Source organism: Sphingobium sp. WCS2017Hpa-17 (assembly GCF_031843765.1).
Classification (GTDB): Bacteria; Pseudomonadota; Alphaproteobacteria; order Sphingomonadales; family Sphingomonadaceae; genus Sphingobium.
In genome coordinates this window covers 70,137-86,285 of sequence record NZ_JAVTIV010000008.1, presented here as the reverse complement: position 1 = coordinate 86,285, position 16,149 = coordinate 70,137, and the positions used below count along the sequence as shown (strand labels likewise).

At 63.6% G+C, this 16,149-nt stretch carries 11 protein-coding genes and 1 tRNA gene; 5 read left to right on the top strand and 7 right to left on the bottom strand.

Annotated features, from left to right (window positions below; genetic code table 11):
* Window positions 1-136 precede the first annotated feature (136 nt).
* Window positions 137-2,425 (bottom strand): TonB-dependent receptor domain-containing protein, encoded by a 2,289-nt coding sequence (locus RQH62_RS13360; RefSeq protein ID WP_311269231.1) that lies wholly within the window; start codon window positions 2,423-2,425, stop codon window positions 137-139.
* Window positions 2,426-2,691: 266 nt separating this feature from the next.
* Between RQH62_RS13360 and RQH62_RS13355 the strand changes: the two genes are divergently transcribed.
* Together RQH62_RS13355 and RQH62_RS13350 are read left to right on the top strand one after the other, a co-directional pair.
* Window positions 2,692-3,369 (top strand): response regulator transcription factor, encoded by a 678-nt coding sequence (locus RQH62_RS13355; protein ID WP_311269230.1) that lies wholly within the window; start codon window positions 2,692-2,694, stop codon window positions 3,367-3,369.
* Window positions 3,366-4,706, top strand: a complete 1,341-nt coding sequence (locus tag RQH62_RS13350) for an ATP-binding protein (RefSeq protein ID WP_311269229.1) — start codon at window positions 3,366-3,368, stop codon at window positions 4,704-4,706. The genes RQH62_RS13355 and RQH62_RS13350 overlap by 4 nt, the downstream gene beginning before the upstream one ends.
* A 66-nt stretch (window positions 4,707-4,772) precedes the next feature.
* Here the strand turns inward: RQH62_RS13350 and RQH62_RS13345 are convergent, their stop codons facing one another.
* The 6 genes from RQH62_RS13345 to RQH62_RS13320 form a co-directional block, all read right to left on the bottom strand.
* On the bottom strand, window positions 4,773-7,313 hold the full coding sequence (locus tag RQH62_RS13345) for a TonB-dependent receptor (protein WP_311269320.1): 2,541 nt from the start codon (window positions 7,311-7,313) through the stop codon (window positions 4,773-4,775).
* A 240-nt stretch (window positions 7,314-7,553) separates the two neighbouring features.
* Entirely contained in the window at window positions 7,554-8,120 is a 567-nt protein-coding gene (locus RQH62_RS13340; RefSeq protein ID WP_311269228.1) for a DUF1993 domain-containing protein, read from the bottom strand.
* A gap of 111 nt (window positions 8,121-8,231) precedes the next feature.
* Entirely contained in the window at window positions 8,232-10,598 is a 2,367-nt protein-coding gene (locus RQH62_RS13335) for a TonB-dependent receptor domain-containing protein (protein WP_311269227.1), read from the bottom strand.
* Window positions 10,599-10,674: 76 nt separating this feature from the next.
* Entirely contained in the window at window positions 10,675-11,640 is a 966-nt protein-coding gene (locus RQH62_RS13330; RefSeq protein WP_311269226.1) for a FecR domain-containing protein, read from the bottom strand.
* A 2-nt stretch (window positions 11,641-11,642) separates the two neighbouring features.
* Complete coding sequence (locus RQH62_RS13325; protein WP_311269225.1) at window positions 11,643-12,155, bottom strand: sigma-70 family RNA polymerase sigma factor; 513 nt, start codon at window positions 12,153-12,155, stop codon at window positions 11,643-11,645.
* Between the two features lie 535 nt (window positions 12,156-12,690).
* A tRNA-Ser gene (locus RQH62_RS13320) sits at window positions 12,691-12,780 on the bottom strand.
* Between the two features lie 136 nt (window positions 12,781-12,916).
* Here RQH62_RS13320 and hspQ point away from each other — a divergent pair.
* The 3 genes from hspQ to RQH62_RS13305 all read left to right on the top strand — a co-directional run bounded on the left by hspQ (window position 12,917) and on the right by RQH62_RS13305 (window position 16,086).
* Complete coding sequence (hspQ, locus tag RQH62_RS13315; RefSeq protein ID WP_311269224.1) at window positions 12,917-13,288, top strand: heat shock protein HspQ; 372 nt, start codon at window positions 12,917-12,919, stop codon at window positions 13,286-13,288.
* On the top strand, window positions 13,245-14,027 hold the full coding sequence (locus tag RQH62_RS13310) for a GDSL-type esterase/lipase family protein (RefSeq protein WP_311269223.1): 783 nt from the start codon (window positions 13,245-13,247) through the stop codon (window positions 14,025-14,027). The genes hspQ and RQH62_RS13310 overlap by 44 nt, the downstream gene beginning before the upstream one ends.
* A 121-nt stretch (window positions 14,028-14,148) precedes the next feature.
* Complete coding sequence (locus RQH62_RS13305) at window positions 14,149-16,086, top strand: OPT family oligopeptide transporter (protein WP_311269319.1); 1,938 nt, start codon at window positions 14,149-14,151, stop codon at window positions 16,084-16,086.
* The last annotated feature ends 63 nt before the right edge of the window (window positions 16,087-16,149 follow it).

Below are 16,149 nucleotides of genomic sequence, written 5' to 3'. Positions count from 1 at the left end.
ACCGATGTTATAGAGAAGCGTCTTACAAGCAATGCTGATCGACAGGACAGAAAAATTTGCGGCGGGACCGGACGCCGCTACGCGCTATGACATGAAAAGGGCGCGAACCGTGACCGGCCGCGCCCTTTCCTGATCGTTACAGCTTGCCGCTCAAAGACACGCCGATGATGCGGGGTTCGTTGAACACCGGCGCCATATAGTTTTCGATCACGCCCTTCATATTCTTCTCGCCGGTGATGTTGCGAGCGAAGGCGGCGATCTCATATTTGCCGTCCGGGGCGGTGTAGCCGATCTTCAGGCCGCCCTCGAAGTCGCCCTTCGAGTAGAACTCCTTCGTCTTGTAGAGGACGAAGTTGGTGTAGCCCTGAATGTTCCAGTCGGTCGCCGCGAAGAGCTTGCCGCCATTGCCCAGCGGCACGTCGTAGCGAGCCGCGAAGTTGGCCGTATATTTCGGCGCGTTGGGCAGCGGGTTGCCGTCGATCTGGGCGAAGACGCCGCGCGAATTGGTGACGGTCGGATCTTCCACCGTGCAGACCACCACCCCGTTCAGCGTGCAGACCTGCGCATAGACATTCTTGTCGTTGATTTCGCTGTGCAGCAGGCTGAGTCCGGCGGACAGGGTGAGGTTTTCGAACGGACGGGCTTCCAGATCGGCTTCCAGACCATAGGCCTTGGCCGCGTCGGCGTTGAACAGGACGCCATTGCCGTTCACGTCGTTGCCGTTGAGCTGGATATCCTTCACCTTCCAGGCGAAGCCCGACAGGTTGAAGCGCAGGCGGTTGCCCAGCAGGCTGGTCTTGATGCCGCCTTCATAGGACATGATCGTTTCCGAATCCGCCGTGGTGAAGTCGCTGTTGAAGACAGCCGAGCGGCCCTGAATGGTCGGGCCACGGAAGCCGCGCGCGACGCGGGCATAGAGGCTGACTTCGGGGCTGACTTCATAGAGGGCGCTGACGTCCCAGCTGGGTTCCTTGCCGGTCAGCTTCACATAGCGACGACCGGCATAAGTGGAGACGCCCGCCGCATTAGCAGTCGCGCGGACGAGACGGGTTTCCTTCGTATCCTTGGTGTAGCGGCCGCCGGCGGTGATGGTCAGGCCGGGGACGACTTCATAGCTCGCCTGACCGAACAGGCCCCAGCTTTCATTCTTGTTGCGCAGACGCACCCAGTTGTTGGGGTTATGCGCAGCCGTCGTCAGGAAATAGGCGCGCTGGTAGAAGTCGGTGGTGTCGCGGCTGTCGAAATACATGCCGCCGACCTGCCACTTGAACGCGCCGTCGCCGTTGCTGGCCAACCGCACTTCCTGCGTCAGCTGGTCGAGGTCGCGGACATTGCCCTGGCTCTGGCCGAATCCGTTCGCCACGCCAGCCACCGGATAGTCGGCGCCCGCGCCGCCGTCCGTATCGCCACGGCTGTAACCGCTGGTGGTTTCATAGGCAGTGATCGAGGTCAGCGTGACCGCACCCATGTCGATCGCGATATTTTCCGACGCGCCGTAGGTCTTGTAGGCCTGCGGGTTGTTCATCGCTTCGTCGAGGGCGATCTTCGAGCGGGGCTCGCCCGCCACGCTGTTGCTGCCCTTGGTGAGGCCCGCGCGGTGGAAGATGGTCGATGTGCCGTCATAGTCGCGGGCATGGACGCTGGTCAGCATCGAGACATTTTCGGTCGGCGTCATCAGCAGCTGAAGGCGCACGTCCTTCTCATTATAGCCGCCCATCGCGTCCTTCTTGGGGGAGACGGTACCATCGGCGCTGGGGCCTTCATAAGTGTTGTCGACCCAGTCGTCGCGGTGCTGGTAGAGGGCCGAGACGCGGAATGCGAGCTTGTCCGCGACGATCGGGCCGCCAATGCCGCCGTCGAAGGTGACCGTGTTATAGCTGCCATAGCTGGCCTGCGCGCGACCTTCCCAATCCATCGAGGGACGGATGGTGTCGAACTTGATGATGCCCGCCGTGGTGTTGCGGCCAAAGAGCGAACCCTGCGGGCCGCGCAGCACTTCCACCTGATTGACGTCGAACACCGGGTTCGACTTCAGCACGACATGCTCCAGCACGACATCGTCCTGGATGATCGACACCGGCTGCGACGCGCCGAGATAGAAGTCGATATTGCCCAGGCCGCGAATGTAGAAGCGCGGGAAGATGCGGCCGGTGGTGGTTTCGGCATAAAGGCCGGGCACGCGGGCCGCGAGTTCCAGAATGTCGCCGCCGCCGGCGGTCAGGTTGCGCAGCGCATCGCCCTGCACGACGCCGACCGATACGGGCACCTTCTGAAGGTTTTCCGAGCGGCGTTCGGCGGTGACGACGATTTCGTCCAGCTGGTCGGCGGCGGCGGCGTCCTGCGCATAGGCGACATGCGCCGTCGTCAGGGCGCCGAGCGCGGCGGTCAGCATCAGTGCCGACCGGGTGAAGAGTGTCTTGGACAAAGTCGTACCCCATAATCTTGTCTTGCAAAGGCCAACGGCCTCCATGGGCGCGGCGGCTAGGGTTCGATCATGTCCTTATTGTGACATAATGTTGCTTAGTCACAGCGACTGATCGCAAAGCGTCGGGCTGTGGCAATCCCGCAACAGAAGGGCGGTCATGCCGCCCGCTGAAAATGCTGCGCAATCGTCGCGCCGGATGGCCATGACCGCCGTATCGGGCTATTCCTGCCGCCCTTCCTATCCCTGCAACCGGACGCCCTGCCCCCATGAACATGCAAGTCCTGCTGGTCGAGGACGACAAGCATCTGCAACGGCAACTGGTCGAACAATTGTCCCAGTTCGGCCATGATGTGCAGACGGCCGACGACGGCCTGTCCGCGCTGGCGATCGTGGGCCAGCGGTCGTTCGACATCATCATTCTAGACTGGATGATGCCATCGGTGGACGGCATTACCGTGCTGCGCCAGTTGCGCGAAGGCGGGATGAATGTGCCGGTGCTAATGCTGACCGCGCTGGGCCAGATTTTCGACAAGGTGGAAGGGTTCGAGGCGGGCGCCGACGATTATGTCGTAAAACCGGTCGATCCGCTGGAACTGAATGCCCGCATCAACGCATTGGTCCGCGCGCGCCGGGTGAATGACAGCCCATCGGACACGATCAGCGCCGGCGATATCGTGATCAGCCCGTCGCGGCTGCGCGCCTGGCGCGACGGACGGCCGCTCAACCTGTCGCAGACGGAGTTCAAGCTGCTGCTGGAACTGGCGCGCCATGCCGGCACGGTCGTCACCCGGCCGATGCTGATCGAGCGCATATGGGGCCATGATTTCGCGCCCACGACCAACATCGTCGAGGCGCACATCCGGCATTTGCGGGTGAAGCTGCTGGAGCATGGCGACGACCCGATCAATACGCAGCGCGGCATGGGCTATTCCCTCCGCACATGATCCGGCGCTTCCAATCGCTGCGCGGGCTGACCATCGCCTTTCTCGCCCTGTTCCTGCTGGTCACCACGGCGGCAGGTCTGGGCACCTTCTTCGCCACGCTGTCGATGATCAACGCACTGGTGGACGAACGGGTCGAGGCGGAAAGCCATGCCATCGCCCCGATCGGCGCGGATTTCGACCAGACGGAATGGCAGGAGCGGATCAGCCAGATGGCGCAGCAGCGCGACACCGCCGACCTTGGCATGTTGCTGACCGACGCGCAGGGCCACCCGATCGCTGGCAATGTCCGCTTTTCCCGGCCGCTGCCGCTGGGCTTTTCCTCGCTCGACCGGCGCGACCGGATCGAGGGGCTGAGCGCCGGGCGAGTGCTGGTCCGCGATCTGGGTCGGGGCGTGCGGCTGGCGGTCTTTGCCGAAACCGAGCCGATCGACGATTATTTCGCGGTCCGCCAGCGCATCTATGTTGCCGGCTTCGGTGCCATCATCTGCGTCGTACTGATCGGCCTGCTACTGTTCCGCCGGCTGATCGGCGAACGGATCGAACAGATGCGGAGAACTGCGGAGTCGATCGTCGAAGGCGATCTGTCGCGCCGCGTGCCTTTGCTGGGCGATGGCGGGGAGTTCGACCAGCAGGCCGCTGCCTTCAATCATATGCTCGACCGGATGAACATGCTGATGGCGGAAATCCGGAACGTGTCGAACGACATATCGCATGAATTGCGGACGCCGCTGGCGAAGCTGCGCAACGAACTGACGCTGATCGAGCGAAAGGACGAGGCTGCACCGGTCCGTGAGAGCCTGCAACGCGCGACCGCGCAGGCCGACGAACTGCTGGCCATGTTCGGCGCGATGCTGCGGATCGCGGAAATAGAGAGCGGATCGCGGCGGGCGGGGTTCCAGCAGCTCGATATCGATCAACTGGCTCGCGACATGGTCGAGATGGCCCAACCGCTGGCCGACGAGCGGCAGCAGCCGATCATCCTGCAAGTGAGCGGCCGGGGACAGATGACCGGCGATCGCCAGTTGCTGTCGCAGATGCTGCTCAACCTCATAGAAAACGCCATCCGCCACACGCCGGAGGGCACGCATATCAGCGTCACCGTGGCGCAGCGGGCCGATGCCATCTTCCTGACCGTCGCCGACAACGGCCCCGGCATCGCACCGGCGCAGCGTTCGCTGGTGATGCGGCGGTTCGGCCGGCTCGACAAGAGCCGGTCGCGCAGCGGCCATGGCCTTGGCCTGCCGCTGGCCGACGCCATCGCCCGGCTGCATCATGGCAGCCTGTCGCTGGAGGATGCCACGCCGGGCCTGCGGATCGTCCTGACCCTGCCCCTTTGACGGGCAAGAAAAAACCGGCGTGATGCAGAAAGCATCACGCCGGCCAATTATTGCTTCAGTACAGGATCAGAATTTGAAGCTGGCTTCCACGCCGTAGGTGCGTGGTGCGTTGAAGTTGCCATAGTCACCCAGCACATTGGCGATGCTGCCCGTGGACACGCTGCTGGTCGGGGCGGCCGGCAGGCTGTTCGACGGATCGCGGCGGAACACATATTGTTCGTTGAACAGGTTGCGGCCCCACAGGCTGAGCGTCAGGTTGCGGCCATTGCCGGCCTCGATATCCGCCAGCGAGATGCGGCCATTGAAGATCAGCGAGCTGTCATTCTTGGTGGCAAACTGGTCGAAGGCTTGCGTCGCCTGCGAATAATTGCCGTCGAAGTGGAACTTCAGCTTCGTGTCACCGCCACCGACCGGCACGGCATAGTCGATCGATCCGCTCGCGGCGTTGCGTGGCGTGAACACGATGTAGAAGTTCTGATAGACGCTGGTCGATGCGCCCGACGTATCCGTAGCGGTGATCAGCACCGGCGGGATCTTGGTGTAGGTATAGGCGTAGGAAGCGTTCAGCGTCAGCCCTTCGACCGGGTTCAGCGTCAGGTCCGCCTCGATCCCGCGAATCTTGGTGGTGCCCGGCGCGTTGATCGTGACGAGGTTGTTGAAGCTGCTGGTGCCGACGAACTGGATGGAGCTGATGTCCACCTGGCTGTCCTTGCGATCCATGATGTAGCCGGCCAGGTTGAACCGGGCGCGGTTGTTCCAGAAGTCCGACTTCAGGCCGACTTCATAGGACTTCACATCTTCAGGATCAAACGCCTGATAATTGGACGTGCGCGAGCTGGCGCCGCCGGCGCGATAGCCGGTCGCATATTTAGCATAGACGTGCAGGTCGTCGCTGACGTCATAGGCGATAGTCGCCATCGGGTTGAAGCGGTTCCAGCTGGCGTCGAGCGGCTTGTAGCCGACGCTGGCAGCAGGCGGGTTGGTGTCGTAATTCACATTGCGCGAATAGTGCAGCACGCCCTTCTTCTCGTCATGCGTGTAGCGTCCGCCCACGGTGATGTGCAGCGCATCGGTGGCGTTCCAGGTCAGCTGGCCATAGCCGGCATAGCTTTTCGACCAGACTTCCGAAGCACGGTCGATCGAGCAGCCATTGACCGCCGAGCCGACGAAGGCGGGGGTGGAGGCGGTGCAGAAAGGAATGGTGACATAGTCGGCGCCGGTGACGATGCCGTTGGTGTAGGTGGCGACCGCGCCCATCGAACTGGGGGTCGCGGCGTCATCGCTGACATGTTCGTTGAAATAGAACAGGCCCGCGACATAATCGATATTGCCGAACGTGCCGACCGCCTGGAATTCCTGGCTGAACTGGCGCTGGCGCAGGTCGGCCAGACTGTAGCGGCTGAAGGCGCAGGGCGCGGCCGCGGTGCAGGCGCTGGTCGTTGTGCCAAGGCCCAGGTTCACCAGCGGCGGACGGTGAGCGCCACCGCTATTGTCCCACTGGGTCGCATCCACGCCACGCCATGCGGTGATGGAGCGCAGTTCGATCTGTGGCGAGATTTCCCATTTCAGCGAGTTGGTGAAGCCATGGGTCTTGTCGACGCTGACCTGCTGCGGCACGCCGATATCGGCTTCGCTCATCCGGCTGCTGCCGTTCACGGTGACACCGGGCAACAGCGGCTTGACCGGACCGCCGGTCAGGTTGGTGTAGGCGGTGCCGGGCAGGGTGCAGGCGGGCTGCGATGCCTGGGTGCCAGTGCCGCAACCATTGGGGTTGTAGTTCAGCAACTGGCTGTAGAAGGGCGTATTCTCGTCCTTCGCGACATCATAGGAGAAGTCGTTGGTAATATTGCTGGTCGGCTGCCAGCGGACGGCCGCCCGCATCCCCTTGCGGTTATAATAGTTCCAGCCGGCCTGACCCTCCATCGGGTTCTTGGTGGTGGCGTCCTGATGCTGGATCACGCCGTCCAGCTTGATCGAGAAGCCGGCGATGGAAGGCAGGTTGATATGGGCATTGGCGGTGCGGCCGCCATAATTGCCGGCGCCCGCTTCCACGCGGCCACCCCATTCGCCGGTCGGCGCCTTGGAAACGATGCTGAGCGCGCCGCCTTCAGTATTGCGGCCGAACAGCGTGCCCTGCGGCCCCTTGAGCACTTCGACGCGCTCGATATCGAACAGCGCGGCGTTCAGGCCATGCTGGCGGCCCATATAGACGCCGTCGACATAAATGCCGACGCCCTGTTCGCGGGCAGGCTGGTTGGCGTCGAGCGGCACGATGCCGCGAATGCCGATGGTGAGCGCGGACTGGCGCGCCTCGAAGGTGGCGATGCGCAGCGACGGTACGGCGCCGTCGGCCAGATCATAAAGGCTGGTGACGTGGCGATCCTTGAGCGCCTCCGTGCTCATCACCGCCATGGAGATCGGCGTTTCCTGAAGATTGGTTTCACGCTTGGTCGCGGTAACGACGATTTCGCCGAGGCCGGCGTCGCCGGGCGTTTCGGCGGCGGCGGTGGCATCAGGCGTCGCGGTCTGGGCGAAGGCGGTCGGCGCGGCCAGGCTCGCCATCGCGGAGCCGGCAAGCAGAGTCGCCCGGACGAATCGGTTTAACATCATGAAATTCAACCCCTTTGTGATTTGATTCTGTTCACGGAGGGGCTGATATGGCGTCATCAAGACAGTAAGATTTAAGATTGAAGACAGTCCGGGCGGACGATCTTCATTTTCATGTCATATTGTTTCCAAGCGCATGGAATTACGTAACTTATTGCATACGGCCCAAGCGCGGGAAATTTTGTCTGTCCCGAACCGGGCGCCGTCCGATGCCAGTAGACGGGCGCCCGGACAATCGACTCACTGCGTTGGCAGAGTACCCGGACGCAGATAGGGAAACATGTGCGCGACATAATCGGCCTTACCCAGATCGACACCCTGGGCGCGCAGGATCGCATAGGCGGTCATGACATGAAAATAAAATTGCGGCAGCGTCCAGTCGCGAACATATTGTTCGGCGGTCAGGTCGAATATCATGCCCTGCGGCAGGCTGTGCGCGATGGGTGTCGCCGGATCGAGGACGGGCGCGTCCGTTGCAGAGGCCTCCACGATAGCGATGGTCTCCGCAATCCGGGCACGCGCATCGGCGATGGTGCCAGGCTGCATGTCGGCATGACGCCCCTCTTCCAGCAACACGGCCACCGATGGCGGAAATGCCTCCTGCCGCAACCGGAACAACCCTTCCTGCGCCTGTACGCAAGCAAAGCGTATCTGGGTCGATAGCGGAAACATGTCGGGTGCGAGCCGGGCAGTCATGATCGCCTGCGCCTCGTCCCCCGGCCCCGCCTCATCAACCTTGCCGAGCCAGGCCGAGAGCGCGCCCAGCATCTGGACATAGGTCGGTACTAGAATGTCTGTCAGCGTCATGATGGTCTTTCCGTTTCGCCCATGCTGCGGCGGACATGCACGGCCCGGCGCCATGGAGCAAGCGCCGACACCGATACAGAAGCATCGCTGCCAGCGCCGCACCGCCCATGGTCAGAAGCGTATGGAGGCCGTCAGGCGAATGTCGCGGCCCGGGTCGCGCACGCCGACCACGCCCTCGAAATCGGGGATGGCGGTATAGTCGGCGACGCTGGCATGGGCGCGATAATTGATGTCGAACAAATTATACACGCCGGCCAGCAGAGTCAGCCGCTCCGTCCTGAACGGCTGCCAGCGGCCGAAGATATCGACCACCGTATAGCCAGGCTTGTCCACGAACTGCGTCGTGTCCGCCCAGCCGATCTCGACATTGCGCTGAAGCACCTCGATATTGTTGAGGTCGTTATAATGGGTGACGCTCACCTCGAAGCCGAGCGATGGCGAAGGCTTGTAACCGGCGGTCACATTCCAGTTGTCACCGACCGATGTGCCAAGGCCGATATGTTCATAGCCCTCGATCATGTCGCCGTTCAGGCGCGAGCGATAATGGTTGAAATAGGCGTCGATCGAGAAAGGCCCGGTGGCATAGCCGGCGCGCAGTTCCACGCCCTTGGCTTTGAACCGGCCGACATTTTCATGATAATTGGGGGCCTGCGGAGCAGGGCCATTACCGATCTGGTCCAGGATTACATCCTTGATCCGCATGTCATACCAGACCGCCGACAGTTTGAGCCCGCCCCGCTCGAACGAGGCGCCCGCCTCGATATTGTCGACCCGTTCGGGCCGCAGGCCGGGCTGGAGCGAGATGCGGCCGGGACGCCGCTCCAGGGTGAAGGCGTCGCCAATCTCCTTGCCGCGAAACGCCTCGGCAAAGCTGCCGCTGAGCGCCAGTCCGTCGAAAATCTCGTAGCGCAGACCAGCGTTCCAGCTCAATCCGTCGCTGTGTGCGCCATCGCGATAGGTGACCTGCGTAAGGTCATAGGCGTCGTAGCGCAGACCGTAGCTCAGCGTCAGCGGATCAAGGATAGTCCAGTGATCCTGCGCGTAGAGGCCCAGCACGGTGCCCTTTTCCTCGAAGCGGCCAACCGAGGCGTCCCATGCCCAATCGCCCCAGACGCTGACATCCTCCAGATACTGGCTGACGACCTTGTCATTGCGATATTCCGCGCCGACGATCAGGTCGTGGCCGGCCTGCCGGAAACGGGCACGCGCATCGAATCCGGCCGAGCGGATCGTCGCGCCATAAAGCCCCCAGCGATCATAACGATCCTGGATGAAGCGCGACCGCGTCCAGTAACCGGTCGCTTCCAGGTCGATGCCATCCGCCGGCGAAAAGCCATAGTTGAGCGTGGCCGTCTGGCGCTTGCCCTTGGCGGGGAACAGCGGGTCGCCGGCCAGCACCGGCCAGTTGGGACGCTGGCCGAAGGACGCCTTCTCGTCGCGCTGCTCATAGCTGAGCGACAGGCGGTGCCCGCCACCCAGATCGCCGCCGACCTTGACGAAGCCCAGCTTCTGCGTGGCCGCCGTGCCATATAGTGGGTTGCCGTCGCCATCGTCCATATTGTCGCGGTCGACATAGGTATAGGAGCCGATGATGCCGATGTCGCCGACCAGCTTGCCATAGAGGGTCGCGCTCAGCTTATACCCGTCATTGGAAAACCAGCCCGCCTTGGCCATGCCGCCCACGCTCTGGCCGGGCAGCAGCAGGTCGTCCGCATCGCGGGTCTGGAACCGTATGGCGCCACCGATCGCGCCGAAGCCCGACGTCGCTTCGCCCGACCCGGCCTTGACGTCGACCGTCTTGAGCAGTTCCGGCTCGATCGAGACCCGGCCGATATGGTGGAACAACGTGCCGCGTTGCGGCGCCCCGTCGACGGTGACGTTGAGCATGCTGTCTTCCAGGCCGCGCACATAGATTTTCTGCGCGATGCCCAGCGATCCCCCGACCGTTACGGAAGGCACCTGCCGGAACAGGTCGGACAGCGTGCTGGCTTGACGAAATTCGATCTGCTTCTCGTCAATCTCCACGTCGGTCAGTGCGCCGACGACGGTGATGGCGGCATCGGCATAGCCGTCATCCAGCGGCGCCGGAGCCGGCACCGCCGCATGGCTGGCGGAGGCCGGCTGATAGGCGGCGCGGGTGGCGACAGGCGTCGCCGGGGCGCCCAGGACGCGATAGCCGCCGCGACCATCCGCCTGCGCGCGCAGGCCCGCCGGCGCGAGCAGCCGCCCCAGCGCCTGCTCCGCCGCATAGGCGCCGCGCAGCCCCTTCGACTGCTTGCCACGCACGAGAGCCGGATCGACCGCAACCACGATGCCCGCCTGCCGGCCAAGCCGGGCGATGGCGGCCCCCAGCGGGCCGGCGGCGATGTCAAATTGCTGCGTGGTGGCGGCCTGCGCCTGTGCTGCGACCGGCAGCGCCTGCCCGGCCGCCAGGCACAGCGCCAGCACGCGCAGCGATGAAGCCTGAATGATGGTCATAAATCCCCCGTTTGATGCGATGGTCGCAACGGGGACGGACGCCGGACGGGAAAAGGGACAGGGCTCCGGCAAAAAATCACGGATCGCGCGAAATCATGCGATCCTCGCCCGACTGGCTGATCCACAGGCCACTGGTCGCGGCGATGGCGGCCAGCGCCCGGTCGCTCTCGCGCAGGGGATAGCTGCCGGTGATGTGGATGCCGGCCAGAGCGGCGGGATCGAAACGGATCGGGCGCGCACGATAGCGATTGAGTTCCGCCAATACCGCGACCAGCGGCATATCGTCGGCCTCCAGCCAGCCCTTGCTCCAGGCGGAGGCGTGCTCGCCATCGACAGCGGGCAGCCGCTCTACCACGCCATCCGACAGCCGCGCCCGGTCGCCGGCGCCCAGGTCGATGCAGGCCTGCCGCGTCCATGCCGTCGCGCAGGCCCGCACGCGCGATTCGATCACGGTGACGATCGTGCCGCTGGCATCGCGCGCGACGCTGAAGCGCGTGCCCAGCGCCGTGGCCGTCCCATCGGTCGTTTCCACGACGAACGGCCGGGCCGGATCGCGGGCAACCTGTGCCATCAAACGCCCGCGGAACAGGCTGACCCGCCTTTCGTCCCCCGTCAGCGCACGCGACAGCGCCGTGTCGGTATCGACATGCAAGCGCGACCCGTCCTCCAGCGCGAGTTCGCGCAAATCGCCGGGCGCGGTGCGCAGGTCGGGAAAATATTGCCGCCCCAACAGGCTGTGGCCAGCCAGCCAGACCGCCCCGATCAGCAACAACAGCGTCGCAAGGCCGGCCGCCATGGTCCGGGGCTTCGCACGACGCCGGGCGGCTCTGGACAGGGCCGTCCGCTCGACCGGCCCCATGTCGGCGAACCGCTGGTCCAGCGCGCGCATCCGCTCGAACGCCAGCCGGTGCCGTGCATCCTGCGCGCACCAGGATTCGCAGGCCGCGCGCCGGGCGGCGGTTACATCGTCCCCGTCCAGTTCGGCCGCCCATTGCGCGGCCCGGCCAATCATGGCGGGGGTCGGGGCTGTCCCGGCGGCCATGGTCAATCCTCGCCGAAAGCGAGGACGTAGCAGAGCGTATAGGCGCGGGCGACATGACGCTTGACGGTACGGTCGCTGATGCCAAGACGCGCGGCGATCTCGGCATGGCCAAGACGATCCACCCGGCGCAGCAGAAAGGCTTCGCGCACATCCGCAGGCAGTCCCGCCAGAAGCGCCATCAGCCCTTCGAGCATCTGCACCGCCTCGACGATCCGGTCCGGCGTCAGTTCCTCCACATGCCCGCCCAGCAGAGCCGCCGCATCCGCCAGCGCCTGCTCCAGATCCCGCCGCCGGATATCATCGACCAGCAACCGCCGTGCGACCACGGCCAGATAGGATCGTGCGTCACGCAGAGGGGACGGCAATCCCTTCTCGATCAGCCGGCAGAATGTCTCCTGCGATACGTCCAGCGCCCAATGCGGGCATCGCGTCCGCGCCTGTAGCCAGCGCACCAACCAATGATGATGGTCGGCATATAGTTGGCCGATCGCAGATGGTGCGACTGCGCTGCTCACGATCGTCTCCGGATGACCTCTGCGGATCAGCTACAGGAAATGATAATGATTATCAATTGTGATATGAGGAGTATCGAACGACGAAGTGTCAAACACCGACAATCCTGCCTAAGCGCCACTTTGTCGCGACGGCGGCACAGCAGCAGCCGATCATATTATCAGCATGATCCGTCTATCGCCAGAAAGCCAAAGGAAAAGATCAGCAGGCCGCCTGTCCGGTCAAGCAATCACAAAAAAGGCGACGCCGGAGCGTCGCCCTTATCTGGTGCGTACTGACACTTGTTAACTGCCAGACCGGTCCAGGGGCAACCGTAGATCGCTGCAATAATGTCAGGTTTAGATCATAACCGCTCAGAGATCGCGGTCCAGCGGCAACTTCTATGGCCGGTGGGTGAAGGAAGACTATATTCACGCAAATTGATGCCCCAGATCGTTCGATCTTTCACAAGGAAGAGAGAACGAGAATGAAGGCGCGCAAGAAATAACGCATTTCTGCGCTTTTCGAGGCGATATGACATCTATTGAGAAAAGTAAGTGGCGGAGAGGGTGGGATTCGAACCCACGGTACCCGCTAGGGCACGCCGCATTTCGAGTGCGGTACATTCGACCACTCTGCCACCTCTCCGCAGAAGGTCCGGCAGGCTGTTGAAAGCGCTGCGTTCCCGGTCGAGGGGCGGCCATTAGCGAATGATTTCGCACTTGCCAAGCGGTCTTTCCGGTATTTTTCTTGTGTCCGCCGGGCAGGCTCCTAAATTGGTCACATGAGAGACACGATTCAGATTTCCGGCACCGGCATCACCGCCCCGCCGATCGTCCATGCCCGCTTCAGCATCGGCGATGTGGTCAAGCACCGCATGTTCGGCTTCCGTGGCGTCGTGTTCGATATCGATCCGGTCTTCGCCAACAGCGAGCAATGGTATGAAGCGATCCCCGAACATGCCCGGCCCGACAAGCAGCAGCCTTTCTATCACCTGCTCGCCGAAAATGGCGAATCCAGCTATGTCGCCTATGTCAGCCAACAGAATCTGGCGGCCGATGACAGCGACGAGCCGGTCGATCACCCCGCCATCACCGGCATGTTCGGCAGCTATGCGGACGGCAAATATAATCTGCGCCCGCTCCACCGCCATTAAGGCGATGGCCGCCGGTTGGTGGAAGGCGCCGGCCGCGCTGCTGTGCGCTTACGCAGCGCCGGCGGTCGCGGTGGCCGCCCCTGCGCCTGCACCCGTCGCTGCTGCCCCGAATGCCGATCCGACTTTCCCCTTCTCGCGGGAAATAGAGGCCTTCGCCAAGGCGAATAGCGCCGGATTGCCGGTGCGCGACGCGACCCTGTTTCTGGGCAGTTCCAGCATACGTCTCTGGGACATAGCGGGCAGCTTCCATGATATCGGTACGGTCAATCGCGGCTTTGGCGGCGCCACCACGGCCCATGTGCTACATTATTACAAGCGACTGCTGCCGCCCGTTCCGCCCCGGTCGGTGGTCGTCTATGTCGGCGAGAATGATCTGGCCGCCGGCACGTCGCCCGAGGCCGTGTCGCGCGATATATTGACGCTGCTCAGGAAATTGCGGGCCGACTATCCGCGCGCTTCGATCGCCTGGCTGTCGCTGAAACCCAGCCCGATCCGCTGGACATTGCGGCCCAGGATGGCGCAGGTCAACGTCGCCATCGCCGCACGGTCGAAGGCGGACGGGTTCGACTATCTGGATGTCGGCACGGTGCTGCTGGCCAGCGACGGCCTGCCCGATGCCTCGCTCTTCAGACCTGACGGATTACATATGAATGCGCGCGGCTATCAGCGCTGGACGAGCCTGGTCGACAACTGGCTGGACCATCTGCCTCCGGCCACGACGGCGCGAAACGCCTCCTGATTCCACTTTCCGATTGATCCAAGCCCAAGCAAGATTATTACCAGCCGTTTGATAGAAGCTGCCAAGCCAAGGATTGAGAGAGATGACGGACGCAAAAGGCCAGGGTGCGCAAACCCACGCCATGGCCGAACTGACGCTGCGCGGGGTCATACTCGGCGCGCTCATCACCCTCGTCTTCACGGCGGCGAACGTCTATCTGGGACTGAAGATCGGCCTGACCTTCGCGACCTCGATCCCCGCCGCCGTCATCTCCATGGCGGTGCTGCGCCTGTTCGCGACCGGTACGATCCTGGAAAACAACATCGTCCAGACCATCGCGTCGGCTGCTGGCACGCTCTCGGCGATCATCTTCGTGCTGCCGGGGCTCGTCATCATCGGCTGGTGGCAGGGTTTCCCTTATTGGCTTTCCGCCTGCACCATCGCGCTGGGCGGCATATTGGGCGTGATGTATTCGGTGCCGCTGCGCCGTGCGCTCGTCACCGGATCGGATCTGCCCTATCCCGAAGGCGTCGCCGCCGCCGAAGTGCTGAAGGTCGGTGCCGGTTCGCGCGAGGGCCTCGAAGAAAATAAGCGCGGCCTCGCTGCCATCGTCGCCAGCGCGGTCGCCGCCGCCAGCTTCTCCATCATTGCCAAGACCCGCATCCTGGCCGAGGAAGCCGCCACTTTCTTCAAGTTCGGCGCGGGTGCGACATCCGTCTCCACCAGCTTCTCCATGGCGCTGATCGGCGTCGGCCATCTGGTCGGCCTGTCGGTGGGCGTCGCCATGTTCATCGGCCTGCTGATCAGCTGGGTCGGCCTCGTCCCTTATCTCACCTCGCCGCTGCCGACCGGCGCTGAACTGTCCGACATCGTCGGCACCGCTTTCCGTATGAAGGCGCGCTTCATCGGTGCCGGCACGATCGGCATCGCGGCGATCTGGACCCTGCTCAAGATCCTTGGCCCCATCGTCAGCGGCATCCGGTCCGCGCTGGTTGCCAATGCCGCGCGCAAGTCCGGCAATGCCGCCAGCCTCGACATTACCGAGCGCGACCTGCCGATCGGCATCGTCGGCGGCACCATCCTTGCCGCGCTGCTGCCCATCGGCATCCTGCTCTGGGTCTTTGCACAGGGTGGCCCGATCGCCGCCAATCCGGTACCGGTGATCGGCCTGACACTGGCCTATGTGCTGGTCGCCGGCATCGTCATCGCGTCGGTCTGCGGCTATATGGCAGGTCTGATCGGCGCGTCGAACAGCCCGATTTCGGGCGTCGGTATCCTCGCTGTGCTGGGCGCGTCGCTGCTGCTGGCGGCGATCTACGGGTCGGGCCATGGCGATCCTTCGCAGACGCAGGCGCTGATCGCCTATGCGCTGTTCACCACCGCCATCATCTTCGGCATCGCGACCATCTCGAACGACAATTTGCAGGATCTCAAGACCGGCCAGCTGGTCGGCGCGACGCCCTGGAAGCAGCAGATCGCCCTGATCCTGGGCGTGTTGTTCGGCGCGCTGGTGATCCCGCCCGTACTCGACCTGCTGAACAGCGCCTTCGGTTTCGCCGGCGCACCGGGTGCCGGCCCCAACGCCCTGCCCGCGCCGCAGGCCGCGCTGATCTCCGCACTGGCCAAGGGTGTGCTGGGCGGCGACCTCGACTGGAAGCTGATCGGCATCGGCGCCGGCATCGGCGTGGTGGTGATCGCGATCGACGAATTGCTGGGCAAGTCCGGCAAGCTGCGCCTGCCCCCGCTCGCGGTCGGCATGGGCATCTATCTGCCGATGGCGCTGACGCTGCTGATCCCGGTCGGCGCGCTGGTCGGCCATCTCTACAATCGCTGGGCGCTGCGTCAGGCGAACCCGGAATTTGCCGAGCGCATGGGCGTATTGATGGCGACCGGCTTCATCGTTGGCGAAAGCCTGTTCGGCGTTGCCTTCGCCGGCATCGTCGCCAGCACCGACAGCGACGCACCGCTGGCGCTGGTGGCCGAAAATCACTGGTCCGTGCCGCTCGCCATCCTGGTGTTCGCCGGCGTGATCGCAGGGCTCTATGCGCGCCTCAAGCGCTGGGCCTCCGACCCTTTGTAATATTTTGTAACAAGCGCCATTTCACGAATATGTAACGAAAACGGCATGAAGCTGTAAGGAAAG

Bases quoted from the DNA above. Each gene is read 5' to 3' on its own strand.
- RQH62_RS13355 (WP_311269230.1), top strand. From the start codon at position 2,692: ATGAACATGCAAGTCCTGCTGGTCGAGGACGACAAGCATCTGCAACGG.
- RQH62_RS13350 (WP_311269229.1), top strand. From the start codon at position 3,366: ATGATCCGGCGCTTCCAATCGCTGCGCGGGCTGACCATCGCCTTTCTC.
- RQH62_RS13345 (WP_311269320.1), bottom strand. From the start codon at position 7,313: ATGTTAAACCGATTCGTCCGGGCGACTCTGCTTGCCGGCTCCGCGATG.
- RQH62_RS13340 (WP_311269228.1), bottom strand. From the start codon at position 8,120: ATGACGCTGACAGACATTCTAGTACCGACCTATGTCCAGATGCTGGGC.
- RQH62_RS13335 (WP_311269227.1), bottom strand. From the start codon at position 10,598: ATGACCATCATTCAGGCTTCATCGCTGCGCGTGCTGGCGCTGTGCCTG.
- RQH62_RS13330 (WP_311269226.1), bottom strand. From the start codon at position 11,640: ATGGCCGCCGGGACAGCCCCGACCCCCGCCATGATTGGCCGGGCCGCG.
- hspQ (WP_311269224.1), top strand. From the start codon at position 12,917: ATGAGAGACACGATTCAGATTTCCGGCACCGGCATCACCGCCCCGCCG.
- RQH62_RS13310 (WP_311269223.1), top strand. From the start codon at position 13,245: ATGCGGACGGCAAATATAATCTGCGCCCGCTCCACCGCCATTAAGGCG.
- RQH62_RS13305 (WP_311269319.1), top strand. From the start codon at position 14,149: ATGGCCGAACTGACGCTGCGCGGGGTCATACTCGGCGCGCTCATCACC.